Source organism: Pseudomonas sp. SZ40, assembly GCF_052958135.1.
Genome location: NZ_JBQWIF010000013.1, coordinates 86,328 through 112,334, shown reverse-complemented (window position 1 = coordinate 112,334; position 26,007 = coordinate 86,328). Strand labels below are relative to the sequence as shown.

Annotated in this window: 21 protein-coding genes and 1 pseudogene; 17 read left to right on the top strand and 5 right to left on the bottom strand. The window is 55.2% G+C overall.

Annotation, left to right across the window (positions count from 1 at the left end; all coding sequences use genetic code 11):
• Positions 1-31: 31 nt before the first annotated feature.
• From ACT9T4_RS12870 to ACT9T4_RS12850, 5 genes are read left to right on the top strand one after another with little or no spacing between them, the layout of a single operon-like run.
• On the top strand, positions 32-2,902 hold the full coding sequence (locus ACT9T4_RS12870) for a Z1 domain-containing protein (RefSeq protein WP_499117302.1): 2,871 nt from the start codon (positions 32-34) through the stop codon (positions 2,900-2,902).
• A 3-nt stretch (positions 2,903-2,905) separates the two neighbouring features.
• Positions 2,906-4,951: a hypothetical protein gene (locus ACT9T4_RS12865; protein WP_499117300.1), complete on the top strand. Its 2,046-nt coding sequence runs from the start codon at positions 2,906-2,908 to the stop codon at positions 4,949-4,951.
• Positions 4,948-5,907 carry a hypothetical protein gene (locus ACT9T4_RS12860; protein WP_179537850.1) on the top strand — a complete coding sequence of 320 codons (960 nt, stop codon included), beginning with the start codon at positions 4,948-4,950 and terminating at the stop codon, positions 5,905-5,907. Before ACT9T4_RS12865 ends, ACT9T4_RS12860 begins: the two co-directional genes overlap by 4 nt.
• Entirely contained in the window at positions 5,904-6,602 is a 699-nt protein-coding gene (locus ACT9T4_RS12855; protein WP_179537851.1) for a DUF6339 family protein, read from the top strand. Before ACT9T4_RS12860 ends, ACT9T4_RS12855 begins: the two co-directional genes overlap by 4 nt.
• A complete protein-coding gene (locus tag ACT9T4_RS12850) occupies positions 6,595-7,509 on the top strand; it encodes a PD-(D/E)XK motif protein (RefSeq protein WP_179537852.1) in 915 nt (304 codons plus the stop codon). Before ACT9T4_RS12855 ends, ACT9T4_RS12850 begins: the two co-directional genes overlap by 8 nt.
• 271 nt (positions 7,510-7,780) lie before the next feature.
• On the opposite strand, the gene ACT9T4_RS12845 is transcribed toward ACT9T4_RS12850, so the two are convergent.
• Positions 7,781-8,245 carry a very short patch repair endonuclease gene (locus tag ACT9T4_RS12845; protein ID WP_179537853.1) on the bottom strand — a complete coding sequence of 155 codons (465 nt, stop codon included), beginning with the start codon at positions 8,243-8,245 and terminating at the stop codon, positions 7,781-7,783.
• A 321-nt stretch (positions 8,246-8,566) separates the two neighbouring features.
• Here ACT9T4_RS12845 and ACT9T4_RS12840 point away from each other — a divergent pair, with 321 nt between their 5' ends.
• The 5 genes and pseudogenes from ACT9T4_RS12840 to ACT9T4_RS12820 all read left to right on the top strand — a co-directional run bounded on the left by ACT9T4_RS12840 (position 8,567) and on the right by ACT9T4_RS12820 (position 15,786).
• Positions 8,567-10,273 (top strand): DNA cytosine methyltransferase, encoded by a 1,707-nt coding sequence (locus ACT9T4_RS12840; protein WP_257026806.1) that lies wholly within the window; start codon positions 8,567-8,569, stop codon positions 10,271-10,273.
• A gap of 537 nt (positions 10,274-10,810) precedes the next feature.
• Positions 10,811-11,863 (top strand): hypothetical protein, encoded by a 1,053-nt coding sequence (locus ACT9T4_RS12835; protein WP_179537854.1) that lies wholly within the window; start codon positions 10,811-10,813, stop codon positions 11,861-11,863.
• Between the two features lie 1,105 nt (positions 11,864-12,968).
• Positions 12,969-13,691: a hypothetical protein gene (locus tag ACT9T4_RS12830; RefSeq protein ID WP_499117295.1), complete on the top strand. Its 723-nt coding sequence runs from the start codon at positions 12,969-12,971 to the stop codon at positions 13,689-13,691.
• A 409-nt stretch (positions 13,692-14,100) separates the two neighbouring features.
• A pseudogene (locus ACT9T4_RS12825) lies at positions 14,101-14,922 on the top strand (MCP four helix bundle domain-containing protein); the annotation flags it as partial.
• A gap of 75 nt (positions 14,923-14,997) precedes the next feature.
• On the top strand, positions 14,998-15,786 hold the full coding sequence (locus ACT9T4_RS12820) for a methyl-accepting chemotaxis protein (protein WP_499117326.1): 789 nt from the start codon (positions 14,998-15,000) through the stop codon (positions 15,784-15,786).
• Positions 15,787-16,066: 280 nt separating this feature from the next.
• On the opposite strand, the gene ACT9T4_RS12815 is transcribed toward ACT9T4_RS12820, so the two are convergent.
• Entirely contained in the window at positions 16,067-16,342 is a 276-nt protein-coding gene (locus tag ACT9T4_RS12815) for a hypothetical protein (protein ID WP_042552876.1), read from the bottom strand.
• 419 nt (positions 16,343-16,761) lie between these two features.
• Between ACT9T4_RS12815 and ACT9T4_RS12810 the strand changes: the two genes are divergently transcribed.
• Positions 16,762-17,010: a hypothetical protein gene (locus tag ACT9T4_RS12810; protein WP_499117293.1), complete on the top strand. Its 249-nt coding sequence runs from the start codon at positions 16,762-16,764 to the stop codon at positions 17,008-17,010.
• Positions 17,011-17,154: 144 nt separating this feature from the next.
• Here the strand turns inward: ACT9T4_RS12810 and ACT9T4_RS12805 are convergent, their stop codons facing one another.
• Positions 17,155-17,418, bottom strand: coding sequence for a hypothetical protein (locus tag ACT9T4_RS12805; RefSeq protein WP_499117291.1), 264 nt, complete (start codon positions 17,416-17,418; stop codon positions 17,155-17,157).
• A 158-nt stretch (positions 17,419-17,576) separates the two neighbouring features.
• Here ACT9T4_RS12805 and ACT9T4_RS12800 point away from each other — a divergent pair, with 158 nt between their 5' ends.
• A complete protein-coding gene (locus ACT9T4_RS12800) occupies positions 17,577-17,822 on the top strand; it encodes a hypothetical protein (protein WP_499117289.1) in 246 nt (81 codons plus the stop codon).
• Positions 17,823-17,837: 15 nt separating this feature from the next.
• On the opposite strand, the gene ACT9T4_RS12795 is transcribed toward ACT9T4_RS12800, so the two are convergent.
• On the bottom strand, positions 17,838-18,752 hold the full coding sequence (locus tag ACT9T4_RS12795) for an alpha/beta fold hydrolase (protein ID WP_499117287.1): 915 nt from the start codon (positions 18,750-18,752) through the stop codon (positions 17,838-17,840).
• 117 nt (positions 18,753-18,869) lie between these two features.
• Here ACT9T4_RS12795 and ACT9T4_RS12790 point away from each other — a divergent pair, with 117 nt between their 5' ends.
• Complete coding sequence (locus ACT9T4_RS12790) at positions 18,870-19,805, top strand: cupin domain-containing protein (RefSeq protein WP_499117285.1); 936 nt, start codon at positions 18,870-18,872, stop codon at positions 19,803-19,805.
• Positions 19,806-19,866: 61 nt separating this feature from the next.
• Here the strand turns inward: ACT9T4_RS12790 and ACT9T4_RS12785 are convergent, their stop codons facing one another.
• Positions 19,867-20,895: a LacI family DNA-binding transcriptional regulator gene (locus ACT9T4_RS12785; RefSeq protein ID WP_042552882.1), complete on the bottom strand. Its 1,029-nt coding sequence runs from the start codon at positions 20,893-20,895 to the stop codon at positions 19,867-19,869.
• Between the two features lie 478 nt (positions 20,896-21,373).
• On the opposite strand from ACT9T4_RS12785, the gene ACT9T4_RS12780 reads away from it, so the two are divergent.
• The 4 genes from ACT9T4_RS12780 to ACT9T4_RS12765 all read left to right on the top strand — a co-directional run bounded on the left by ACT9T4_RS12780 (position 21,374) and on the right by ACT9T4_RS12765 (position 25,977).
• Complete coding sequence (locus ACT9T4_RS12780; protein ID WP_042552883.1) at positions 21,374-23,029, top strand: choline dehydrogenase; 1,656 nt, start codon at positions 21,374-21,376, stop codon at positions 23,027-23,029.
• A 74-nt stretch (positions 23,030-23,103) separates the two neighbouring features.
• The gene (locus ACT9T4_RS12775; protein WP_179537863.1) at positions 23,104-23,856 is read left to right on the top strand and encodes an SDR family oxidoreductase; all 753 of its coding nucleotides are present in this window, start codon (positions 23,104-23,106) and stop codon (positions 23,854-23,856) included.
• 10 nt (positions 23,857-23,866) lie between these two features.
• Complete coding sequence (locus tag ACT9T4_RS12770) at positions 23,867-24,424, top strand: NIPSNAP family protein (protein ID WP_042553243.1); 558 nt, start codon at positions 23,867-23,869, stop codon at positions 24,422-24,424.
• A gap of 65 nt (positions 24,425-24,489) precedes the next feature.
• Positions 24,490-25,977, top strand: coding sequence for an aldehyde dehydrogenase family protein (locus ACT9T4_RS12765; protein WP_042553242.1), 1,488 nt, complete (start codon positions 24,490-24,492; stop codon positions 25,975-25,977).
• Positions 25,978-26,007 lie beyond the last annotated feature (30 nt).

The window sequence follows — 26,007 nt, the reverse complement described above, 5'->3', positions numbered from 1 at the left end:
CTATCCTTGTCCCTGACTTGGATGTAGGGCGATGTTCCCGATTCAAGTTGCCCTTTTGAATGCAGTAGGGATGCTAATGATTGATTACAGTATTGACCCAGCTTACGACAAATGCCGCGCGTTCATTGATAGTTGGCGCTTAAATGGCAGGAGTTGGGAGGAAATCGCCATGCTCGGTCGGCTGGGGGGATCACTTCAAAAGGTCAATGAATGGCTTCTGTCGCAGGAGGAAATGGCCGGCTGGCCTTCGCTGGGTAAGAGTTCCGAGGAGCGGTTTGAATGCTGGGGGGAGATCGTTCGGCGTAAGCAACAGGCCGAACAGCAATCTGTTGCAGCTGCAAGGCCGCTGATTTTTGTGGGGCCGGAAGAGGCCGAGCCCGGCATGGCTGTGCCCCAAGATGCCCGGAGTGCTTGGCAGCTTTACAGAAAGTATTTGATCGCGCAGGGGTGGAAGGGAGCCTCAGTTGATAATATTCAGAAATCTGCTGTGCGCATCCTCCAACACCTTCGGCAGACCACGCAGGGTCGCAAAGCAGTAAAAGGACTGGTAGTAGGGCATGTGCAGTCCGGCAAGACAGCTAATATGGCTGGCCTGATCTCCATGGCGGCAGACTATCGATGGAATCTGTTCGTTGTGTTAACTGGAACACTCGAGAACTTGCGGGTGCAGACAAGCAAGCGTCTGGTCGGCGACCTATTCCAACACGATGGGAATGTCAGCTGGAAGGCGATCGAGCATCCTTCGAGGAACAGCCCATATGGTGCCCGTGCGCAGGATATGCAGTTCGACGCAGGCCGAAGAGATCGTCATCTTGTCGTTTGTCTGAAGAACCCGGCCCGCCTAAGACATCTCATTGCGTGGATCAAGGCACACCCGGTGGGAATGTCGCAGATGCGGCTTGTTGTGATTGATGACGAGGCAGATCAGGCGGGTATCAATTCTAATGACTTTTCAAAGGCTGAGCGTACGGCCATTAATAAACTCATCCTTCAGCTGATCAGTCTTCCGTTGCAGTGCGTTAATTACGTCGCGTTTACTGCTACACCGGCTGCAAACTTTCTCAATGAAGGACCAGGCGATACGCTATACCCATCGGATTTCATCGCGGCGCTGCCGCAAGCGGATGAGCATTTTGGAGCTGTACAGATTTTTGGTTATGATGAAAATGAGAAGGAGCCGCTTGGAATAGTCCGTGAAATCACCAATAGTGATCTGGAGCAGGTTGGTAGCCTTCACAAGGGAGAAACCTTGGTATTGCCTCAGGCGCTGCAACAGAGTCTGATCTGGTACTTATGTTGCGTTGCAGTGATGAGATTATCCGGTGCTGTAAAGCCTGTAAGCATGTTGATCCACACCAGCGCAAGACAGCTTCATCATCGCTATGTAAGCGAAGCTGTGCAGGCAGCGCTAGAAGCTTGGTCGAAGTATGGTGATGATCAATTGGCAGAAAATTTTAGGCCAGTGTGGGACCGCGTTTCTTCAGGGCTTGATGTTGCGCAATTTACTGAGCGTTTTCCTGACTACGGGCGAATCTCTGAACTTCGAGAGTTGCCGCGTTTTGACAGATTTTCTGCAGAAATCCACACACTTCTAGATACGGTTACGGCAATTCAGTTGGATGAGAACGCCAATCGGATGTATCACCGCGGCACCCATGTGTGTGTCGATAACTGCGCTAATAACGGCGTCACCGATGAGAACGAAGTTCGACGGTTGTTCTATCCTGATCCCGATCAAGGCTTGAATTTTTGCACGGCGTTCATAGTTATCGGCGGCGGCACGCTTTCGAGGGGACTAACGATTGAAAATCTGGTCAGTACTTTTTTCCTTCGCGGCTCGGCGCAAGCGGATTCTCTCATGCAAATGGGGCGGTGGTTTGGTTATCGCAGAGGCTACGAATTGCTGCCGCGTATTTGGATGACTGATGATACGAGAAGAAAATACGAGTTCATGACAGTCGCGGAGGAAGAGCTTCGTGATGATCTGCAGCGCTTCATGCATGGCGGCGCTAAACCGGAGGAATTCGGGCCTCGGGTACGTGTGCATGCGCGGCTCGCCTGGATTCGGCCGACAGGTGCAAATAAGATGCAGCGCGCGATCGAAGCAGAATTTGATTTTTCGGGAATCAATCGACAAACAACAGTTTTCCACGACGGCGATGATGCTACCGCATTGCTCAATACTAATTTGTCATTGACTGAGGAGTTTCTTGCAGGTGCAGGCTGCAGACTCCAAGAGTCTGAACTAAAGGGGACCAATAGCCTTGTTTGGCGCGATGTTGAGGTTAGTCATATAGCTCATTACCTAGGCGGCCTGTCGTTTCATCCCGGGAATCAGTTCTTCTCTGACATGAATGCCTTTCTTGAATGGCTCAGTGAGAATTCTGAAAAAGCTGGCTACATGAAATGGAACGTCGTCGTGGCGGGCAGCACACCGAGTCCGCAAAACAGCTGGGAGGTTTCTGGCAAAACTGTTGGTCGGATCAATCGAAGCCGCTTCGCAGATAAACGATCGGATAATGGTGTGTCCATTGGTGCGCTGAGAGATCCGAAAGATCTTCTGGCCGATGCCCAAGGCCTTGATGAGAAGGATATTTCTAAGGCAGGTTTCAGAAGCTCTGAGGTAGCAAACCTTCGTGGTCAAGGTGGTGTTGGAACAGTACCTCAACTGTTGATTTATCTCATCGATCAGAACAGCGTAGCACGTACTCCAAAGGTTGCTGCTGCGGCGCGACGGAAGAGAGAAGCGCTTAATGCCAAAGCACATATAGTCGGTATCAGTCTTTATCTACCAGGTTCGCAAGGCAAACAGAAAAATTATGTAACCCACGTCACGGTTAATATCCCGGATACCTTCACGACATCGGAAGAAGATCTGGAAGAAACGGTAAGCGTGATCTGACTTATGAAATATTACAGCCTCCAACTGCAGCCAATGCAGGAGTCAGGTGCATTTTTGCTTCGCGCGCTGCAGAACGAAGAAACACCATCGCTAGATTTATTAGTTCGAGAGTCCATTCAGAACGCGCTTGACGCAGGGCGCAATGGTAATGAAAGTCAGCCGGTTTCGGTGGATTTTCATTTTCGCGAGCACTCGCTGGACGCGATTGCTTCTACTTTCAGTGATGGACTGAATTTGCAGATCCTCAGGGAGCGGTATCCTCGCACTCCAAGGGTACTTGAAATTCGTGATTCAAATACCGAGGGTTTGACAGGGCCGATGAGTTTCGAAAGCGTCGAGGCTACAGGTCAGCACGGAAATTTTCTGAAGCTAGTGTTCGAAATCGGCAGGACTCACTCGGACGATGGTTCGGGTGGTTCTTGGGGGCTGGGCAAGACCTGCTACTTCCGCATGGGAGCTGGCTTGGTGATCTACTACAGTCGCATCAAGACGGCAATAGGGTATGAGGAGCGACTAGTAGCTTCGCTGGTGGAGGATGAAGGCCGTGCTGACCGCCTGCTGCTTAAGACGCAAACTGGAATTGCTTGGTGGGGGGCTGATGATAGCCTACGAGCCATCACGGCACCGGAGCAGATTCACGAAATTCTGGAGACGTTGGGCACTCAGCCATTTTTAGGTAAATCGACAGGAACAGCAATAATCATTCCATTGCTCAGGGAAAATCTGTTGCCTGTTTTCGATGAGGAAGGTGGGCCTGCACCATGGTGGTACAGCAGTTACGAAAATTACGTGAATGTTGCTATTCAGCGCTGGTTTAGTGCGCGCTTGGATAATCCCCTCTTTGCCACTGGGAGATATTTGAATGCATCCGTGAATGGCAAGGATATAACCAGCGCTGACATGCTGCCGGTATTTCGTGTTAGCCAGTGCTTATATGATCGCGCGATAGGAGCGGCGGCGGAGGAAAAAGACTATCTGGCGATCAGAGGTGTGAAGAGCAACGAGGTACTCTGCAGAGCGATTCAATTGCGCGGTGAGTTCGTTGGCAGTGGTCAGGCGGGTAGATTACTTGCCGTGGCAATGGCTCCAAGCCAGCTACAGATGGATGCACCAGACAACGTACCCAGCCCAGAAACCTGCATCTTCTCCAAGATAGATAGTGGCGCGCCCCGTCGACCGATAGTGACGTTCATGCGCTCTCCAGGGATGAACATCTGTTGGGATGACAGTATCGATTCGCGAGGCTGGGGCGGTGGGTTTACAGGATTTTCTGATGGTCGATATGTTGTCGCGCTCTTTCTACCAGATTCGGAGCAAGAGCTGCTCCCATCCGAAGCCCGGGGCTTGCGCTCGACCATACAGAGTCTTGAAAGTTATCTGAGGAGTTGCGAGCGTGCGGATCATGCCGCTTGGATAGACGTAAACGGCGGGCGAGTGGTTGAAAAGATCCGCGCCCAATGTGGTCGGGCCTTGAAGGATTTTGGTGTGCCGCCTCAGCCCAGCGTTACCGTCAAACCTCTGATGCGGATTTCACGCAAACTTGCCGAACTTGTACTGCCCAGTCGTGGGTTTGGCGGGGATGGGCGATTTGGCAAAGCGTCGCCGCGTGCTGCTATCGGACAACGCCCTCGAGGAGGTTCGGTACATACGCCCGACTTGGAGATAGTGGCGGTCAGGTACGCAGCATCCTCTATCGTCATGGAGTGGTGTTTGAGATGGGGGATGGTGCAGCTAGACGTACCGAGGGAAATCACTGTTTCTGTGGACTCCGAAGCCGGCCCGATCACCTTTGATAAATGGTTCGAAAGCGGGCTCGGAGCATTTCCGTTTCGATTGGAGTCACTCAGCATCAGTAGTGCGGTTGCTTTTATAGAAAGCATGGAAATTGCCGATGGGACTGGCATCAGACTCGCGGCTGCTGCCACGCCTGTACAGCAGGAGTTGGTGCTGGAGGGGGAGCTTCACGTGAGGATGACTGAATCCGGTGGCAAGTTGTTGCGGCCGGTAGTTGGTGTCCGAATTGCGGCTCAAAATGGAGCGGGGGAATGAGTACTCGGCTACCTCTGTATCGAATGCTGAATGCGCCACTCGGCGGCGTAAGCGATCTCGAAGTGAGCTATAAATTTCGGTCACATGGCGGTATTGATCCTGGCGCTATTGCGGTTGGTGATGATCAATTTGCCTTGGGCAAAGACAGTGACTGGAACCCGGCCGAACATTCCTTGGGGGTTCAATGTTTGATCGCGCGGGCTCTACTGCAGGAAGCCATTTTCGGCATTGACGGTGTAGCGAGCCCGGATGCAGAAGTGTTGCTGGCGTTGGAGTGGGTATCTGCTGACTCCTGCTGGCGGACGCTCGGGCACGTTCATGTTCTACGAGGCAAGGATGAAGACGGCACCGTAGTGCTCAGCATAGAGTTGGAGCCCGGTACGGTCAGGGGGAGCGGTTTTCTCTGTATTCAAGCTTTTCTTGGTCAATGCTCGGTAGAGTTCGTACCCGGATTTGCGCATCAGTCAGGTGCGCGTCTGGGCTCTTTGGCGCAACCAATCGAAGTCGTTATTGACGGTGACGGTTCCCTGTTTCCCGTGTTGGAGGAACCTCTGGGTGCGAAGGGGCCTCTGTGGGAATTGAAAGCCTGCTGGAGCGACCCTCAGGGTGAGCCATTCTCCAGCGACTATGTCGCACTTGTACTGAACAACGCTCACCCGCATTTTGAACAGTTGCGTGATCGCAGGGCAGTGAATATCGAGCAGTCGCCTTTGATGCGTCAGGTGTTTGCAGCTTGGCTTGCGTTGGTCATTTCTCAGGTCAAGGCAGAAATGGGGCCGCATTTCGACACATACCTGAGCGCGCCAGACGCCGGTGAAGGTATCGCCAGTATTGCAGACGCGGTGCACTCATTCATTCGCTTGGGTGATCTGAATACAAGCTCCGTTCCGGAGTTGTTTGTATCTACCCAACGCTGGCTTGATCGAAGGGTCCAAGAGCTGGAGAAAGATCAATGAACTTTCCGACATTGAATCTCAAGCTGTCGCAGCGCCATTTTGACGAGATGATCAGAAGCGATGCATTTCTCCCGGAGGTACCCAATCCGGAAATGGAAGAGTTACGCCGACAACTACTTGCCGTTGTGTCGCTCTATGACCCCTTGGCGGGGAGCAATGCTTTAGGGCCTGGCGCCTATGACATGAAAGTTGGTCTTGCCTTGTATCGAACATTGGCGGGGGCTGGCATGGATATTCGTACTGCCGCAGATGATGGCTGGTGGCGCTTTCTGTCTCTTAGGGTACTGCCGGATCTAGTGAAAAGTCGTTGGAACGGCGCACCGCCAGTGCGGTTCTGGAAAGGTCGAAGCCGCATCTGGTTGCGGGCGATGTGGTGGACCGTCCACCTGACATGGCAGGGAACCGAGGAAAACACTCGAAAGATATTGGAGAGCGTTACAACAGATACGGTCGTGCAACTGGTCGAGCGTCCTGGTAAGGGTGGTTTCAGGATTGATTTGACACGGCTGATTTTCAAGATGCGGCGGTTGCGCCAACCCTCCCAAGATCAGTTCAGGGCAATCATGAAACTCAATACAGCGCAAATCGTCTTGAAGGAACCTGTGTTTTGCGAGGGTGGTTTGTTCGGCTACGTCGACGCGCTTTTTGCTGATGTGGGATGTGCCCCTGTAGGGCTGAATAGCGATTATGAGTAATTTGTTGAAAGAGATTCAGGAAGGCTTTGCCAACCTTGATCAGAGTGGCCGGATGCTGCCTATCCAAGCGATGCCATTAAATTGTCCCGCGTGGATCTTCCGTGAAGGCGATAGCTTTGGTGTTGCAGTTGAGTGCTCTAAATCTCAAGAAATCTCAGAAGGATTTGCTGGTGCCAGACTCCGAACAGTAGAGCGTGTTGTTGCGGGGCAGCATCGGCGTTTCCTGCGGCTAGAATCGTCGATTGAATGGCTTCGCAACGAATTCGGGTTGATCTGCGAGCATATGATCAGCATCGAATCTGGCATCGCCGTACGCCACGCGCTGCTGGCTGATCCGCTAGCATGGTGGCAAAGGTGGCGGCATCTGCTTGGCAACGCATTGGTCGACAAGCATGGTTATGAAGTGCTCGCCGAGCTGCTGGCTTTGGAAGCGTTGGTCATTAAAGGGATCGCCTTTGAGTGGAGTGGTCCTTTCGGCGGTGTGGTTGACGTTAATACTCCAGCAACTGATTACGAAATTAAGTCGACGATCAGCCGCTACGGGACTGTGATAAACATATCTGGTCAGTTTCAGCTGGCTGCATCATCCGGTAAGCCGTTACAGCTAGTTCATTGTAGATTTGAGCCGGTTGATGGCGGTCTGTCGATCGATCTTGTTTGCGATCGTCTCGTTGTGCTTGGCGTCGATGCAGCCATGCTCGAAGGGGCTCTGCTGCGTCTTGGTATGGAGGCAGGATGTTCCGCGCGTAAAGAAGGATATAGGTTGCTAGAAGCAAGATCTTATGTTGTTGATGAAAGTTTTCCCAAGATAACACCTGAGAGTTTTATAAATGGGGTCTTGCCGGCAGGAGTTGTTCAGCTCGAATATAGGGTTGATCTCTCGGGTCTGAAGTCAAGTCAGTTGTAATTGCCAGTGATAGTTGTATATTGTCTTTGTTGAGGAGGTTTGCTCATGCCTTGGAGACTATCAATAGTAATTTTTTTGTGTTGCCTTGATGGTTGTGCGATTGCCTCTTTTGCTTGATAGTGCAGGTCTGGAAAGCACAGTGTGCTGTAGCAATACGCTTCACTAACCCTCAAGCTCAGTCTGTCTAATTATGTTGGTTTAATTTTCTTGCAACTAGCGATGATGCAGCAGCCTATTTCATAGAAAAATTGGTTGGATTAGTAAATTGAGCTTAATTTTGAGTTTTAGGCGCCGAAAGAAAGGCGGGCCAAGAGATGTATTTTTCGTTAAAATTTGGTACGGCCTCCAAAAGCCATTTCATTTCTGCTTCTTGCTTGCGGATTCCGCATTCCCAAAGCTCAAAAACCCGCCAACCTTGCCTCAATAGCTCGTTCCTGTTTCTAATGTCACGATTCAAATTCTGCTCAAATTTCAGACGCCAGAAGTCTTCGCGAGAGCCAGGGTTCGTCGCGTACTTGCACCCCGGGTGCCTGTGCCAGAAGCAGCCATGAACGAATATGCAGAGCCGGTAGCGAGGTAAAACCACGTCGGGGCGACCTGGGAGCTCACGTGGGTGCAATCGATACCTGAACCCGTGGCTATGGAGCATTTTTCGAACCTTCATCTCCGGGACCGTATCGCTGCTGCGTATGTTGGCCATCATGCGAGACCTGACTTCTTTACTGACTATGTCCATGTACCCTCTCCCAAAATCCGCTTGTAGAATCATACGACCTTTGAAATCCCTTAATGCGCATTCTAGGCTAATCGGCATTGGCTACCTTTCGCTGGACAAAAGACGATTGTTTTTGGTGTTTCTGGTCGCGAGCATGGCTTGAGGCTCTGTTTTTCCCTCAGCAAGAAGTCTGTTGTTGGGACTGCTGACCCTAGCAAAGCATGCGCCAAGGGCGTTATAGCGGCTGCGAACGATGCTGGAGCTGCGCTGCTGCGCCAATCCTGGTAGAGTACCGAGGCTATGCTACCTAAGCTGTTGCCATTCCTGATTTTTTGAACAACGATGCCAATGATTCAATACCAGAATTTCCTCTTCCCGCCGAAGGCGATCGACGAGCCAGCTGTGGCTCTTGAAGATGCTATCCAAATCGTCGACCTTTTTGCCGGCCCTGGCGGATTGGGTGAGGGTTTTTCATCCTCTGGGGATGGCAAGCATTTCGATATCATCGTTTCTGCCGAAATGGATCCTGTTGCTAGGAGAACGTTAAGGCTGCGTGCTTTTTACCGTTTGCTCAAGCGTGAGTACCCTGAAGGGCTGCAGGATTACTATCGGTACTGTAATGGAGAGGCGGCAGAGCCTAGCACTGCCGAGACAGCTGAGTTCTGGAATCGTGCGGAGCGAGAGGCACGACAAATAACCTTGGGTTCAGAGCAAGGCGATAGGGAGTTGAATGAGCTCATCAACGCCAGATTAAATAAGGAAGGTCGCCCATGGGTACTTATTGGTGGGCCTCCATGCCAAGCGTATTCGATTGTTGGGAGAGCCAGAAACCAAGCCAAGCAGGGTTATGTTCCTGAAGATGATCATCGGCATTTTCTGTACAAAGATTATCTGCGAATCATCAAGGATTATCGGCCGAGTGTTTTCGTCATGGAAAATGTTAAAGGGATTTTGTCTTCCAAAGTTGGTGGTAAAGGGATATTCAAGCAAATTTTGCAGGATTTGGTGGACCCTACCAAGGCATTGGATAATGCCGAGGGCGGTCAGAAATACAAAATTTGTTCTCTCGTTTCCGAGGAGTCATTCAGCTCTTCGGAATCTATAGACAGAGTGAAGCCAAAGTCTTTTATCATCGAAGCAGAAAAATACGGCATTCCACAAGCTCGCCATCGAGTAATTCTTCTAGGAATAGCACTCGATGAGCATGGTAATGTTCCATCACATGAACTCTTGAAACCAGCTGACCCCGTATCGGTTAAACAAGCTATTGGTGGGCTACCTAGGCTAAGAAGTAAGCTGTCACGACGTTTGGACTCCCAAGAGGCTTGGTATAGGGTTGTTTCCGATGAAGTAGATGATTTGTTGCATTACGCGGAACTTGAAAATGGTGAGTTGATTAGACCTCTGCGCGATACCCGACAATCACTTCTCAGTGCGCCGAACAGTCCAGGCAGCGATCGAGTAGTAAAGGAGTTGGGGCAAGGTAGTACTGGCGTGCCATCCCTAGACGCTTGGTATCAGGATCCCAATATTAAGTATTGGATGAGTCATGATGCGCGTGGTCATATGCCGTCTGACCTCAGACGATACGCATTCGCAAGCACCTTCGCTTTGCACAATAAATATTCTCCAAAGGGCCATCAGCAATTCTCACTTCCTGGCCTCGCTCCCGCTCACAAAAATTGGGAAAGCGGCAAGTTTAGTGATCGCTTCAGGGTACAGCTTGAAGGGCTTCCAGCAACTACTATCACTAGCCATATTTCTAAGGATGGGCACTATTTTATCCACTACGATCCAGCCCAATGTCGTAGTCTAACTGTTCGTGAGGCGGCACGGCTTCAAACATTTCCGGATAACTATTATTTCGAAGGAAATCGAACTCAAAAATATCACCAAGTAGGTAATGCAGTGCCGCCTCTTTTGGCAAACAAGATAGCAAAAATTGTATATGACGTTGTATGTCGGCGGATTGTTGAGAAGCAGGATTTTATGAGCAATCAATTATTGCAAAATGAAAAATTTTTGCCGCTGATAGCAGACCTTGATTAGATTCTTCAGTGCCCTCAGCGAGCCGAACTCATCCCTTTCACCGTCCTGCCTGATTAGATGAGACGGAAATCTGCAATATTAGTAACTGAGGAAAGGGGCAGCTGCCGCCAGTATTATTACTAAAACGCGCCAAGTTATCGGGCGCTTTTTTTAGTGCTAGCATTTTTAATGCTCTTTAGCATGATTTGCCAGTATTCGTCTCTGGAGCTTTGGCGGCGAGCATCATCTTCGGCGGCGGATAAAGTGCTTGTGGTAACTCTGTATCTGCGGTCGAATTTGGTCAAGCGTTTCAGGTTCAGTGGTTAGGTGAAGAGGGTGTAGGCGTCAGGGTCTTATGCATGTCGTTGAAGTTTAGCTACTTCATTGGTGAAGCTAAGGGGTTGTTGCCGATAGCATGTATGGTTAAAAGATTCTCTTTTGAAAGTCTTTGGAATTTTTATCAGAAACTTGATGCGTGCAAGATTTGACGCTTGCCTGGTGTGTGATAATGATTTTCCTACCATTTTTGGTGGGCGTTTAATTTAAAAGGATTCTTCTATGTCTAGGGCGCGTCTCATATGGGCCTATGAGTTTCGAAAACTCGGTGTATTTTACCGAGAGAACTGGATTTTTATGGCCGCAGGTGTTTTAGCATTGTCCGTTGTTGCTGTTCATATTTATTTTGTAGGGCAAGGTATTCCTCTAAGTATCATGTCTTCTGATGTGATTGTGGGGCTTCCTGCTTTGTTTGTTCTTGTTTCCTTTTCGGCGATGGCGTTAACTCTGACCTTATCAGCTCCAATTGGAGTTCTATTGGTCGAAAGTAAAGCTTTTCGGAACAGCATAGTGGGCGCTCCTGTAGTAATTAACTCTGGATCGAATTGTAAGGATACCCATCCGGGCACGCTTTTGTTTAATTGGATTTTAGGTCTTTTGTTTGTAATGCTAATTACCATGGCAATGTTGCTTTGGGATTGGCCATACTTAAGTGGAAACTACCTGCTCTTGTCATCTATTGCACTGGCAGTCATGATGTTGACTCAGATATTGGTTGTTTCGCATAGTGATCCTGGTTTTTGGATGTTTCGCGTTAAGGAAAACATTTTTTTTGTGTTTTTTTGTTCTTCGGCTCAAGTAGTGGTTTTAATAGGCGTTGGTGCAATCCTAGAGAGATGGCTTGGGGAAAACAATGCTCAGCTGGTCGTGGCTTGTTTTGTTGCTATGATTGTTCTTGCGTTTTTACAGGTTACGACCGCTGTCGTTCTTTCTAAGTTTTCTCAGGGTGGCGGGATTCTAATTCGTGCAAGCTATGTGGCAGGTTTCGCAATGGTCGTGATTAGTGTTTATTCTCCGATTAATAATTTCTTTGTTGGGTATGTGCTTGGCGTTGGGGCGATGGGCGGGCGAGGTTGTGTTGTTTATACTTGGCGAGATGACGAAGGCGTAGTTAAAGAACTTTCTGATGCTGGTTTCAGAAAAAGTGTTAATTTGCGTGTTCCGGCGTCAAGTACGGATTATTTCTACGCTCGCCCTTGGGATGATGAGTCTAAAAATATCTATGTGATTCCGCGCTCTGATATCTTGAAAATTGAGGATTGTGCACGCAAGTGATGTAGGCGAAAGCTGAACTGTTGTTTATTTTTTTGAGCTATTAAATTCAAGGCACGCCTAAGCGGCCTCGAGTCATTTCATTACAAGAGCCCTAAATAACTCCTTATTTCCTCAAGCTGGTTTTGTAAACAGATTTTCAATCAGTCATGATCGCGGTTGTGGAAAAGCCGTTTAGGAATGTTTACTTCCTTCCTGCGCTTCACAAAGCACCCTTCGATACGGCACCACCATCTCGTCGACCAAGTCCTTCAAATAGCACTGCCACATGTATCTGCATACTGTATAGGGGCTCGTCTTTCTTTCTGATGACCCCGTCGAAAAGGTCCCATAACAGATTGGCACACAGTTCTGCTCCTCGGCATCAGCGCTTCACCCCAGGCGACGCTGCAACCAGCCGTGCAACCAGCGGTGATGGCTGATGTAGAGTTGTTCGAAGGGAGAGACTAGACCATCGTCATACATGTCAGGCTCATTGGGTGGTAATGATAGTTCTTACCATTCTGGTGTCGTGGTATTACGCTCGTACAGTGCTCGCAAAATACATTTTTGGTATTTGACACTTTTGCCATCGTTGGAGCCTGCCCTAGGTGCTATCTTGACGATCAGACAGTACTTATCGACAGCGATTAGCGTTAAAGCCAGATTAGACTGTGGTCGCTCGGACTGTCGCAGTCTCACGATGGTGCCGATCCGCTGCCACTATTGAGCCTGATTTATTCAGCTGGGCTTCAGGGTGTGTCTATGCTACTTCCTGTACTAACAACAACGTGTCGCCTAAGCCTCTGAGCAATCGCAAGTGTGCTGACGAGGCGTGATGGTTCACGAACACGGATTATTATGTTGTAGGAGGTTCCTTGTCACCTCGCTAAGTGCATCCGCAGCATTGCACAGCGTACAGAACTTAATGCTTGGAGGCGTACCTCTGAAATTAAGTCATGCCTCATTTGAATATCGATAAAACGTGCCGCTGGAATTTTTGAAATCAGATAAGCGAATTAATTTGTGCATTGCTCTTAGCCTGGTTTCCCAAACCGAGGCTGGCCCCCATTGGGGTATTGGGGGCACTTGGGCCAACTTAAACCAATACTTTTTAAATGGACGATCTATGAAATCTTCGCTGAAGGTTGCTTTGTGGATAGGGTTTTGCGTCTTGGCCGGATGTAGTGCAACGGGCATTTCCGATGTTGAAATGGCGGGGTTGACGTCGCCTGCTGGTGCGATCGTTCCCGTGACAACACCAAGGCCAGTGAAGACGATGCAAATTTATGGTGGGCAAGCTGGTGGGAGTCGAGAAAGTGAAGTGTGGTCGCTTACTTCCAAGCAGATCCGGGAGCGCCTGACGACTACCGATGTGATTGTCAGCATTGAGCAGTATGACAACAAGGGCTCATTCAGGTATCTGGGAGCTGAGTCGAGCGCGGGAAAGGGGCGCTACAAGGTTATCTTTGACTACGGTGCTTCCAGGATCGAAAACGTGGATGCGGGCGGCAATCGATCTGTTACAGGTCGTATCGGAGTCGGCTTCAGGATAACTGCAGAGCTCAACACCAAGGCGAGCAACCTGGATTTGAGTGGGTTGATGCCGATAGCTTTCGCGGTTCAGAACAACAAAGCTTTTGGAAAGATTCACTTCCAAGCCTATGGCATGAGCCATGACAAGCTGCCGCTGGTAGTTCCGCACAGTGGAGCTATCGACTCTTCGTCCATTCAGAAAGCTTTGGAAGCGGTAGGTGCAGTGAAGACGCTTATAGGTCTGGATGAGACGAAGCTTGAGCCTTACCTCATTGGAATCGTTGAGAATCCATCTTTACAGGTACCCGGTTACTGAGATCATCAGGATAGAAATCACTGGTAGGGTGCTTTCATGGTGCTCTGCCGATGTCCGTTACCGGATATCGCTGCTGGTGAGGCTGAGTCTGGTCAGAGGAGAGGGGCTGCGAGGGGCAGGCAAAGGCTACTAGAGTCGTCCGGCTGTAAGATTGACAGAGGGCGAGTTCGGCAGCGCAAAGCACTGATCGCTGACCGGTTACCTTGAGTCGGAATTGGCGAAACAGCTCTTCAAGTTCCTACAGCGGAGGTCGATAGCCAGTAGTGCCTTTTCAAAAGTCGACCAGTGCCATCCATGACGCGGGTAAGACGCAGCCGACACCGCCAGAGAAAAGTGGTACACGCGCCATCCGGTGCAAGGACGCTTCTTTAGCTCATGCGTGAAAACGCAGAGCTTCTATTTAGGACCTATGGCTTTCAGGCCGGAGCAGGTGCTCCGGCAAGCCGCCGTCCTTCTCGAGATATCCCCCATGTTCGCTAACCTGACCATTCGTATCCGTTTGGCCCTGCTCGTAATCGCCCCCCTTTTGGTCCTCATGGCGGTCATTTTTATCGCCTCGATCAACGCACAACGCATAAATGATAGCTTGGGACACCTTTTCCTCGACAGAATGAAGCCCATCAGCCAGCTGAAGATTGTGTCGGACAGCTATGCCGTCAGCATGGTCGATACCCTTCACAAGTACCGCGCCGGTTTAACCGACGAGGTGCGCTTGAATCAGGAGTTCAATACGGCGCTGCTGCGCGGCAACAAGGCTTGGGAGGAGTACCGGGCTACTCAGCTGACAGAAAGAGAGAGAACGATGGTCAGCGAGGTGGATGGTGCGCTGATGCACGTGCGTGATGTTTCTCAGGCGTTCATCCGAGCCGTCAACGATGGCACCTTACGGACGATGGAAAGTCAGCGTTTCAATACCACTCTTTATGAGGCCTTCGACCCACTAGGAGCCAAGCTTTCCAGCTTGATTGATCTGCAACTGAGTGAGGGCCAGGCGCTCTATGTCGCTTCTGATTTGCAGTACCAGGCAGTGGTAAAAACATTCTTGGTGATCGGAGCCGCATCGTTGGTAGGCCTACTGATCGCGGCGGTGCTAATAAGCCTCTCCATCATTCGCCCACTGTCAGGGCTGCGCAGCGTTATTACAACGGTCCAGCAGACTTCGAACCTCACCCTGCGCGCCAATGGAGTTGGTCGAGATGAGGTGGCTGAAACTGCCCGTGCTTTCAACTCCCTGATCGAGCATCAGCGGGCTTTGATTCTTGATCTGTCTGCAACGGCGACACAGCTCTCCGGTGCTTCCGAGGAAATGAGCGCGATCAGCGCCCAGGTCAGCCAAACTGCAACGCTTCAGGGAGACCAAACACATATGGTTGCTGCCGCTGTGCATGAGATGAGCATGGCGGTCCAAGAGGTGGCTAGTAACGCACTCTCTACTGCAAACAGCGCATCTAATGCTAACCGACAGGCCCAAGAAGGCGGTGTGTTGGTACAGGCGAGTGTTGAGTCTGTACAAGGGGTCTCGGTATCTGTGGCTCAGGCTGGCGAGGTAATCGATAGCCTGCATGCGCAAAGTGGTGAAATCAGCAAAGTGCTGGGTGTGATTCAGAGTATTGCGGCGCAGACCAACTTGCTGGCCCTCAATGCTGCGATTGAAGCTGCGCGGGCCGGCGAAGCGGGGCGCGGCTTTGCGGTCGTAGCGGATGAAGTCCGTGGTTTGGCGAGTAATACCCACACTGCGACCGAGTCGATCAGGAGCATGATTGATGCGCTTCAAAGCGGAGCTCGTGCCGCGGTGGCTGTAATGCAGGAGTCGCGCGAACACGTCCAGCACTGTGTGCAGCGGGCCAGCGATGCGGGTGACGCCCTGATTTCCATCACTAGCGCGGTTGAGGGAATTGCTTCCGGTAACGAGCAGATATCAACCGCAACAGAAGAGCAGACCTCAGTCGCCAACGAGATCAGCAAAAACGTTAATCAGCTCAACAGCAGCATCGCCGAGGTGGTCAACGGCGCCCAGCAAAGTCTCGTTGCCAGCCGCGAACTGGCACAGATGGCAAGCCGTCTGCACCAACAGACCCAGCAGTTCGTGGTGTAGTTAGGACTAAGCGTGGCTGCGCGATTGTCGGCCACGCTGCGGTGCACCGCCGATGCTTGGCGTTCTTCTACCCAGCGAATATCAGCAGCCGCCGGGGCGCTGCACCGCTGTTCTTGGTCATAGAAAGCATCCGGCTGCATTATTTTCGTTGGGCTCAGAAGATCCGAGCCGGGTTCACCGGCTCAGATTTTTCATCGTAGTACCGTTAAAGGTTGCATGTTTGCCATTGTGATTTCAGCGAGCATTGCTCTCGTTAGTCGGGAGTTACCGTGTTGGACTTTTAATTATGTATTTCCCCTCCCGGATCCTCACAAAGCGCCCTTCGATACAACACCACCATCTCTTCAACCAAATCCTTGGCAAACAGCGCGGCCACATGTATCTGCATGCTGTCCTGGGGCTCGTCTTTCTTTTTGATGACCTCGTCGAAAAGGTCGCATACCAAACTGGCACGCAATTCTGCCTCGCCCTGTAGGTCGACGGCTGGGAATGGTTTTTGAGGGATAGGGCTTTGCCGTTTGGGGAAGCGGATTACACGGCAGTGCAGGTTAGTCATGGTGCACCTCCTGGCTGGAGGTGGCGGAGTCTGCCGAACGGGCAGGGTGGTGCTCTGGCGTAAAAGCTGGATAGCGCATTTTCCTTATGCTCCTCGAACTTATTAAGGAGCCGCCACCGCCGTTGTCACGCGGTTATGGTGACGGACCGTACGGGGGTGACAAACCGGCGTCCGAGGGAACCGGCCAGGCCGAAGCCTGCCCCGTACGGACCGCCATAGAAATGCAGTAGCACGGTAATGGATACCGGCTAGGCAATTTGGACGCACCGCGTCTCGAACATTCAGGTTGTCACACCCGGCCACGGGATAGACCGTGACGGACGCACTCTAGCTCGCGGGTTTTGTGATGGCAACCATAGAGGCGTGCCTTGCGCGTCTGTAACGTTCGCTGTGGGAATTTTTCACTAAGGAGTGCGGATGTGAGGCGGGCTTTGTTCGTGATCGGCGGCTTTCTTGTCGCGCTGGCTGTCGAGTTCTGTCTGTACATCGCTTTCGGGTTGCGTGCAGTCAGCTTGGGCTGCCGAAGAATCAGTGCGGATTGCTATATTCCAGCGGCTCAGTTCTCTAAGGATATGCAGGCGCTTGCGGTGATGATGTTTCTGGGCACTGCAATGCTTTCGCTGTTTTATCTGCTTTATCGCGGGCTGAGGCTGCTGCTCAAAAAGTAGCTTTTCACCTGATTCCCCGAGGCCCCGCGGTTGGCTCTGGCTCTACTGGCAAGGTCATGTGCGCCAACTCTTCGCAGGTAGTGGCTCCCAGCATCACGCCGAGGCGAGGCGAAAGCCCGCAGCCGGGCCCCCGCCAGCAACCATCTACAAATCCTTCTTCAGTTCCTTGTCGATGTGTTTATCGGCCTTGTGGCGTTCCTTGCTGTCGTGGTCGATGCCTTTGTCGATTTCTTCATCACTGTGGTGCACGCCTTTTTCGAGTTCCTTGGCGTCGTGTTCGACGCCTTTGTCGAGGTCTCGATTGTCTTCGCGGATGCTTTTCTCGGCGGGGCTTTCCGCCACGGCGGCGGGTATCAGCGTGGCGGACAGGAATAGAGCGGCAGTCAGGCTAAGGGCAAGATGGCGCATAGGGATTCTCCATTTCGCTATGTTCAGCCCCTCATGGGCTGTTCATGTTGAAATCTAGTCAGAGAATCGGACGGGCCCTACGCACTTTGTCGGAATCTCGTGCTGGTGTTCCGGAATGTGCTGGCTAAACTCGAGAAAACCCCGAGAAGGAACTCGATATGACTGCCTTCGCTTCGCCCCCAATTCCCCTCTCCGACATCGCTCGGGATATCGACCTCGACCTGAGCCTGGTCGAGGCCTGGGTGGCGCAAGCCCAACCCTTCTCGGATGGCAGCGGCTACACCGTGCAGTTCAGCCACGAAACGCCAGCCAGGGTCCTGGCGCTGCTGCCGGGTATCGACAAGGCTGGCCGACTGGTCGTGGCATATGAGGACTCGGTCGTGCGTCAGCGGCGGCAGGGTTAGCTCCGCTACCACTCCTCACTGCTTGCCTGCAGCAGCTGCCTCCACGAAGTTCACCAGGTCTTGGTTGAAACGCGCGGCCTCTTCCAGGAAGGGGGCGTGGCCTGATTCTGCGTAGAGCTTCGATTGCGCCTTGGGGTTGAGGGCCTTGGCGCGGTCGATGCTCGGTTGCACTTCAACGAGCTGGTCCCTGGCGCCGTACAACAGCAACAGCGGTACCTTCGCCTTGGGCAGGCCTTCGGTAGCGGCGGAGGTCATCGTGGGAATGCTGCGGGTCATCGGCCAGGACGCCATGGCGGCGTTGGTCAGCAGCAGCTCCATGGTCGCGGCGTCGGGCTGGGTGTGGAAGCACAGGCGCAGAAAGGTGCGAAGCGCATCGAGGTGGGTCTTCAGATCATCGGAGGCCAGGCTGGCATACACCTCGGGGTGCGGGGTGATCAGTTTCTCGTTGAGCTCGATCACCGCGTTGACGTACACGGCGCCGCCGATCTTCGTGTCGCCGTAAGCGGCCAGGTAGTCGGACATCACCAGCCCGCCCAGGGACCAGCCCACCAGCACCGGCCGCTTGGCGCCGGTCGCCTCGAGCACGGCGGCCAGGTCATCGGCGTAGCGGCGCCCGTCGGCATAGGCGGCAGCATCATCGGGTTTGCCCGAGAGGCCGTGGCCGCGCATGTCGTAAGTGATCAGCCGGTAGCCTTGCAGGTCGGGGCTGCTGGTCTGCTGTTCCCAGTTCAGGCGGCTGCCCAGCAGGCCATGGATGAACACGATGGCCGGGCCGTCCGGGTTGCCAGTCTCCTGCACGGCGAGTTTCAGGCCGTCGGGGGCGGTGACGCTGTAGTGCTTTTCTGCCGCCATGGCGGCGGGCGACAGGGCGGCCAGCAGCAGGGCAAGCCAGATGCCGCGCAGGGTGCGGGTGAAAGGGGAGTGGCGCATGGGGGAACTCATTATCGGCGAAGTGGATGGATTGAAGTCTAGGTCGGTGACCTGGGACGAGCTATGGCATAGAGTGCGGATCTGTTGATCCATCGTCCTGATCTGCGAGGAGCCCCGATGAGTGCCAATGACCTGATCAGCGAACTGCTGCTGGGCATGCGCCTGTGCGGTGTGCAATTTCGCAGGATGGAAGTGCCACGCCCGCTGGGTGTCGGCTTCAGCAACGAAGTAGGGCGGGCGCAGTTCCAGTTCGTCGGTCGCGGCCCGGTATGGCTGCGCAGCCCGGCTGGCGAACTGCACCGGCTCGACAGCGGCGATGCGGTGCTGATTCCCCGTGGCGGCCAACATGCGGTGCTGTCCAGGCCAGACACGCTGAGCCGCGATATACGCACCTTCGACCCGGCTGTGCCTGCCGATGACCAGCCCTGGGAGTCGACGGAGGCTGACCAGGCGGCGCTCATCTTCAGTTGCTGCATGACGCTGGAGTTGGGTGGTATGCAGCCTCTGGTCGAGGCCATGCCGGAGGTGATGCGGGTCGACACCATCCTGCACAGCTCGCCGGAGATTCGTCCGTTACTCGATGCCATGGAGCGTGAATCCCTGGTGCTGCTGGCCGGGCATGCGGGCATTCTTGCGCGCCTGGCGGAAGTGATCGCGGCGCTGATCGTGCGCGGCTGGGTGGCCAAAGGCTGTGGGGTGGCCTCCGGCTGGATCGGCGCGATGCAGGACCCACGGCTGAGCAAGGCCCTGGTGATGATGCACAGGCACCCGGGGCGCCCGTGGACGGTGGCCTCGCTGGCCAGCGAAGCCGGGCAGTCGCGCTCGGTGTTCGCGCAACGCTTTCTGCGCGCGACCGGCGTTTCGCCGCTGCGCTACCTGACGGACCTGCGCATGCGCCTGGCCCAGCAGAGCCTCAGTCATGACCACCAGGCGGTCGAAGCCGTAGCCGAGCAACTCGGCTACGGCTCACTGGCCGCTTTCAGCCGCGCCTTCAAGCGCTCGGTCGGTGTGCCGCCCGGTTCGGTGAGGGCTGGCAGGCGGGATGGTGGGTAGGTGAGGGCGGCTGTTTGACTGCTATTAACCGCCCTCGATGCCGCAGTGCCTTTGTAGCCGCTCAGATCCTGTCGCTGGACTGGCGAATCATCATCTGCGTGCTGAGCAGCGCCGGTTTGATCTCGGTGCCGTTTTTCAGGTTGGCGATCAGCGCTTCGGCGCTGAGCAGCCCCATCTCCGTTGCTGGAATCGACAGTGTGGTCAGCGGCGGATCGAGGTAGTCGGCGAATTCCAAGTTGTCGTAACCGGTCACGGAGAGCTGCCGTGGCACGTCGATGCCGAGCTTCTTGCAGGCCGAGAGCACGCCGAAGGCGATCACGTCGCTGTTGCAAACGATGGCCGTTATCTCGGGGTGCTCGAGGCGGATACGGCGCAGGGTCTGTTCGCCGAAGGCGATGGTGTAGCCATCGGTGCTTTCGTAGATGGCGTGGCTGCAGCTATCCGGGTGGTTGGCCAGGGTGTCGATGAACGCCCGTTGGCGGGCCTCCTGGCGATCGTTGCCTTTCATGGGGCCGGTTAGCATCGCCATGTGCCGATGGCCAAGGCCGAGCAGGTAGTCGGTCAGTTGCCGGGTGGACTGGTAGTTGTCGAAGCCGATGAAGGGGAAGGCGCGGTCATCGAAATAGGAGTAGGTGCAGATGACCGGCATCCGGTGTTCCTGCAGGTATTTGGTCAGCGCCGGGTCGCGGATGTCACCGACCACCAGCAGCGCTTCGGCACCGCGCTCGACCAGCAGCTTCACTTTTTCGTAGATGGCGCCGGAGTCGAAGCCGCAACTGAGCACGTAAACCACATAGCCGTACTCGGCGAGCTTGTCCTGGAAGCTCTTCACCATGGTGGCGTAAATCGAGTGGTCCAGGGTGGGGATGATGGCGCCGATGACGTTGGTTTTGCGTAGGCGCAGCGCCTTGGCCGCCGAGTTGGGCGTGTAGCCCATGCGGGCGGCGACTTTCAGGACCTTTTCCCGCACGTCGTCGCGTACGTGATGGGGCAGGTTGAAGCTGCGCGAAACGGTGGCAACGGAGACGCCTGCAGCCTTGGCGACATCCGTGACGTTGCATCGGGTCTGGTTGTTCTTGGCGATGCTCACACGTGCTCCTCTGGTGTCGTGGTGCAGTTGCTGCGTGCGCAGGATTCTGCGGGATTCAATGGGGTGCTGCATCAAAAAACTGCCCGCGTTCGTGCCGCCGGGGCTCGCCCGCTCTGGGCAGAGAGGCGCGTGCAGGGAGACGATCAATCGCTTGCTTCGCGGTATGGGCCAAAGCCCTACGGTTTGCCTGTGAATGATTGTAATCGTTTTCAGTGCACTGTTACCGCTTTTCGCATCGGCTTGGTGCGGTAACAGGTTGCGCGGTGCCAGACGCTGATCCGCCCGATCACGCCAAGCCGCATGAACACTGAGTCGGCAACGCAATTGGCTGGCAATGGCGCGCTTTATGCTTGGGCACTTGTACGTCGAAGCGCAGATTGATTGGGAGCTTGGCCCGGTAGGGTGTGGGTTTCCAAATTTTGCTTCTCTGGTTTGTAAACGATTACAGTGTTTTCCAGCTTTCAATTCGGGTGGACTCATGCGTGACATCAACGGCCGATCTACAGCAAGTACGTACGACTACATCGTCATCGGTTCCGGCTCTGCCGGCAGTGTGCTGGCCGCACGCCTGGCCGAGGACCGGCAGCACTCGGTACTGATGCTGGAGGCCGGCCCGAGCGACAGGAGCCTGTATATCCAGATGCCGGCGGCGCTGGGTTTTCCGCTGATGAATGACCGTTTCAACTGGTACATCCATTCCGAGCCCGAAAAGGAGCTGGGGGATCGCAGCATCTACGAGGCGCGTGGCCGGGTGCTGGGCGGTTCGTCATCGATCAATGGCATGAACTGGGTGCGTGGCAACCCCTGGGATTACGATAACTGGGGCGCCCTTGGGCTGGCCGGCTGGAGTTATGCCGAATGCCTGCCGTACTTCCGCAAGGCGGAGACCTTCGACAAGGGCGGCAACGACTATCGCGGGGTTGGCGGCCCGATGCACATCGAGACGTGCAAGGCGGATAACCCGCTCTATCGCGCCTTCCTGAAGGCGGGCGAGCAGGCCGGTTATGCGCGGGCCGATGACCACAACGGCTACCGCCAGGAGGGTGTGCACATCACCCAGCGCAACGTTCACAAGGGCATTCGCTGGAGCACCTCCCGGGCCTATATCCACCCTAATCGCCATCTCGGCAATCTGCACGTGTGCGACAAGGCTCTTGTCACCCGGATCGAGTTCGAAGGAACGCGGGCGATGCGCGTCCACCTGCTACGCGACGGCGAGCCTCAGGTGATTGGCGTGAGCCGGGAGGTGGTGCTCTGCGCAGGTGCCATTCATTCGCCCCATCTGCTGATGCTCTCCGGGATCGGTGACCGAGAGCATCTGGCCGAGTTCGGCATCGACTGCGTGGCGCATCTGCCGGCCGTGGGGCAGGGCATGAAGGATCACGTTGCTGCGCCCGTGCAATACCGCGCCACGCAGAACGTCTCGATTGCCAAGCAACTGACGGCCCTGGGCAAGCTCAAGCTGGGCTTCATGTGGCGGTTCTTCAAGAAGGGATTGGGAGCCACCAACTTCTTCGAAGTAGGCGCGTTCATCCGCACCCGTGATGACATTCAGGTGCCGAACGTGCAGTTCGAGTTCATCCCGATGCTGGGCGAGTTCCAGCACGGCAGCGTGAAGCTGGAGAACGGCTTCCAGTATTTCTTCAGCCTGATGCGCCCGACCAGCACCGGCCGCGTCTGGCTGGGGTCGGCCGATCCTCGGGACGCACCGCGGTTCGTCTTCAACTTCCTGTCCACTCCAGAGGACCAGCAGGATGCCATCGCGGCCGTGAGGGCGATTCGCAATGTGGTCGCGCAGCCGGCCTGGGATCCCTACCGCGGCGAAGAGGTCACGCCCGGGCCTGCGGTGCAGACCGATGAGCAGATTCTCGAAGCCCTGCGCGGCCTGGCGGGAACCAACTATCACCCGTGCTGCACCTGCCGCATGGGCGTGGACGAGAACAGCGTGGTCGATGCCCGTGGTCGGGTTCATGGCATCGAGAACCTGCGGGTGGTCGACGCTTCGATCATGCCGGAGATCGTCAGCGGCAACCTCAACGCGCCGATCATCATGATGGCCGAGAAGATCGCCGACGACATTCGTGGCCGCAGCCCACTGGCTGGATCCAGCGCGCCGTACTACGTGCCGGAATGATTTCTCGCCGACCGGCTCCGGCGGGTTGGCGGCCCAGGCGCATGCGCCGTCCTTTTGCACTCAGGAAATGCATCATGAAACTGCACGAGAAAGTCGCCCTTATCACCGGTGCTGGCGCCGGCATCGGTGAGGCTACCGCCAGACTCTTCGCCCGCGAAGGGGCCAAGGTGGTGGTGGCTGACCGCAATATCGAACTGGCCCGCCGTGTGGCTGCCGACATCGGCCCCCAGGCTTTCGCCGTCGAGGTGGACGTGGCCGTGGCCGGTCAGGTCGAGGCCATGGTCGCTGCCAGCGTCGGCAAGTTCGGCGGGCTGGACATTCTGGTCAACAACGCCGGCTTCGGCACGCTGGGCAGCGTTGTCACCCTCGAAGAGGAGACCTGGGATCAGGTCGTCGACGTCAACCTGAAGGGCGTATTCCTCTGTTCCAAATACGCGATTCCCGAGATCGTTCGGCGCGGTGGTGGGGCTGTGGTGAACCTGGCCTCGACCATCTCGGTGGTCGGCATCAAGGATCGTGCAGCCTACGTGGCGGCCAAGGGCGGAGTGGCGGCGCTGACGCGAGCCATGGCACTGGATCACGCCCTCGAGGGTGTGCGGGTGAACAGCGTTGCACCCGGTGTGATCGCCTCCAGCTACTACGACAAGATCTTCGAATCGGTGCCCGATCCGGTGGCTTTCAAGAAGGGGCTGGAAGCTCGCTCGCCGCTCAACAAGATGGGCGAACCGGTGGATATCGCCAACATGATCCTGTTCCTGGCCAGCAACGACTCCACCTTCGCCACCGGTGCGATGTTCACCGTCGACGGCGGCTACACCGCCTGGTGAGGATGCCGGAATGATCGATGAACTGCGCGAGTACCAATTCACCGAGCAGGCCTGGGAGCGCTATTGGCAACTGTTCCAGACGTGCTGCCTGCCGATTCGCGGCAATGACTACGGGGCGCTGCTGGGTATGTGGCAGGAGCAGGTGGACAATTGCATCTACTTCAGCCACTTGTGGCGCTATCAGTCATTCGATGAGCGAACGCGGTTGCGGGCCGAACTGGGCAAGGTGAAGGCCTGGCGCGAGGCGTTCCTGCCGCAGGCCGCTCCTCTGGTCAGCAGGCAGTTCCTGCAATTGCTCAACCCGCGTTCGGAAGTCGAGCTGTGCAAGGCGCGCTTTGTGCATTCTTACCGCTGTGCCACGGGTACTGCATCGGCCGTGATCGACCGCATCCACCGTAGCGTCGATGCCTCGGGACAGCCCTGCTGTGGCGTATGGACCACCGAGTTCAGCGACCCCAATCAGGTGCTGGTGATGACGGCTGGTGCACAGACACCGCTGTCGACGCTGGAGGCTGCAGTCAGTATCGAGAGCCGCCGCATCGAGCCACTGATGGCCCGCTGCAGCTAGCCCCTTGCGGTGCAATGTTTAATCTCGAATGTAAACGTATACATACCCTTTTCAGGAGAAACAGCATGTCCACCAGAACCTATGACCACTGGATCGATGGGCGCGAGTACGCACCTTCCAGCCGGCAGCACATCGAGCGCCATTCTCCGGCGCATGGTGGCCTGCTGGCGCGCTTCGCCGAGGGAAGTGCCCAGGATGTCGACATTGCCGTCGAGCGGGCCAAGGCGCTGCACGTCAGCAGCGCCTGGTCCTCGCTACCGGGGTCAGAACGCGCGAAGTTGCTGAGCCGGCTTGCCGATCTGATCGAGCGAGATGCCGAACGCCTGGCAGAAATCGAGGCCGAAGAGGTGGGCAAGCCGATCATCTATGCCAGGGGAGAGGTGTCGTGGGCTGCCGAGCTGACCCGGTTTGCCGCGTCCCTCGCGTGGCAGATCAAGGGCGAGGCCTTTACCCATCTCGGCGACGACAGACTGGGCCTGGTCACCCGCGAGGCGCGGGGCGTGGTCGGCCTGATCGTGCCGTGGAACTTCCCCCTGGTGTGCCTGTTCCAGAAGCTGCCCTACGCACTGGCTGCCGGTTGCCCGGTAGTGATCAAGCCCTCCGAGTTGACCTCCGGTAGCGCACTGGAGGTCGCCCGGCTGGCGGCCGAGGCTGGTTTTCCGGCCGGGCTGATCAATATCGTCACCGGTCGTGGCGAGGTGGTGGGCGAGCGCCTGACGCGCCACCCCGATGTGTCGATGATCTCCTTTACCGGTTCGACCCGGGTTGGCAAGCAGATCGCTGCCAGCGCCGCTGGCGACCTTACCCGGGTAGCGCTGGAGCTGGGTGGCAAGGCCGCCAACGTGGTGTTCGCCGATGCCGATCTTGAGGCCGCGCTGGACGGTGTGCTGTTCGGGGTAATCCTCAATCAGGGCGAGGAGTGCGTGGCGGGAACGCGGCTGCTGATCGAAGAATCGGTGGCCGACGAGTTCGTCGCCAGGCTGGTGGAGCGTGCCTCGCGGGTCGTGGTGGGGCTGCCTCTGGACGACCAGACCCAGATCGGTGCGCTGATTCACGAGCAGCATCTGCACAGCGTGCTGGGTTATATCGAGGTGGGCAGGCAGGAGGGCGCGCGGCTGCTGTGTGGCGGTGAGCGCCTGACTCAGGGCAGCCTGGGCAAAGGCTACTTCGTGGGGCCGACGATCTTTACCGAGGTGCGACCGGAGCACCGTATCTTCCGCGAGGAGATCTTCGGCCCGGTATTGACGGTCACCCGTTTCAAGACGGTCGACGAAGCCATCGAACTGGCCAACGATACGCTCTATGGCCTGGGTAATGGCCTCTGGACCAAGGATCTGGACAAGGCGCTCGCGGTATCGCAGAAACTGCAAAGCGGCACCGTATACGTGAATACCTACCTGGAGAGCGCACCGCAGTTGCCATTCGGTGGCTTCAAGCAGAGTGGCTACGGGCGTGAGAACGGTGTCGACGGCTTGCACGAGTTCCTCGAGGTGAAGGCGACCTTCATCAAGACCGGGCCGCGCACGCCTGTTCTGCCCAATACCCTTGGCTGATGCAGCCGACCCTCGGCACCGCCGTTGCGG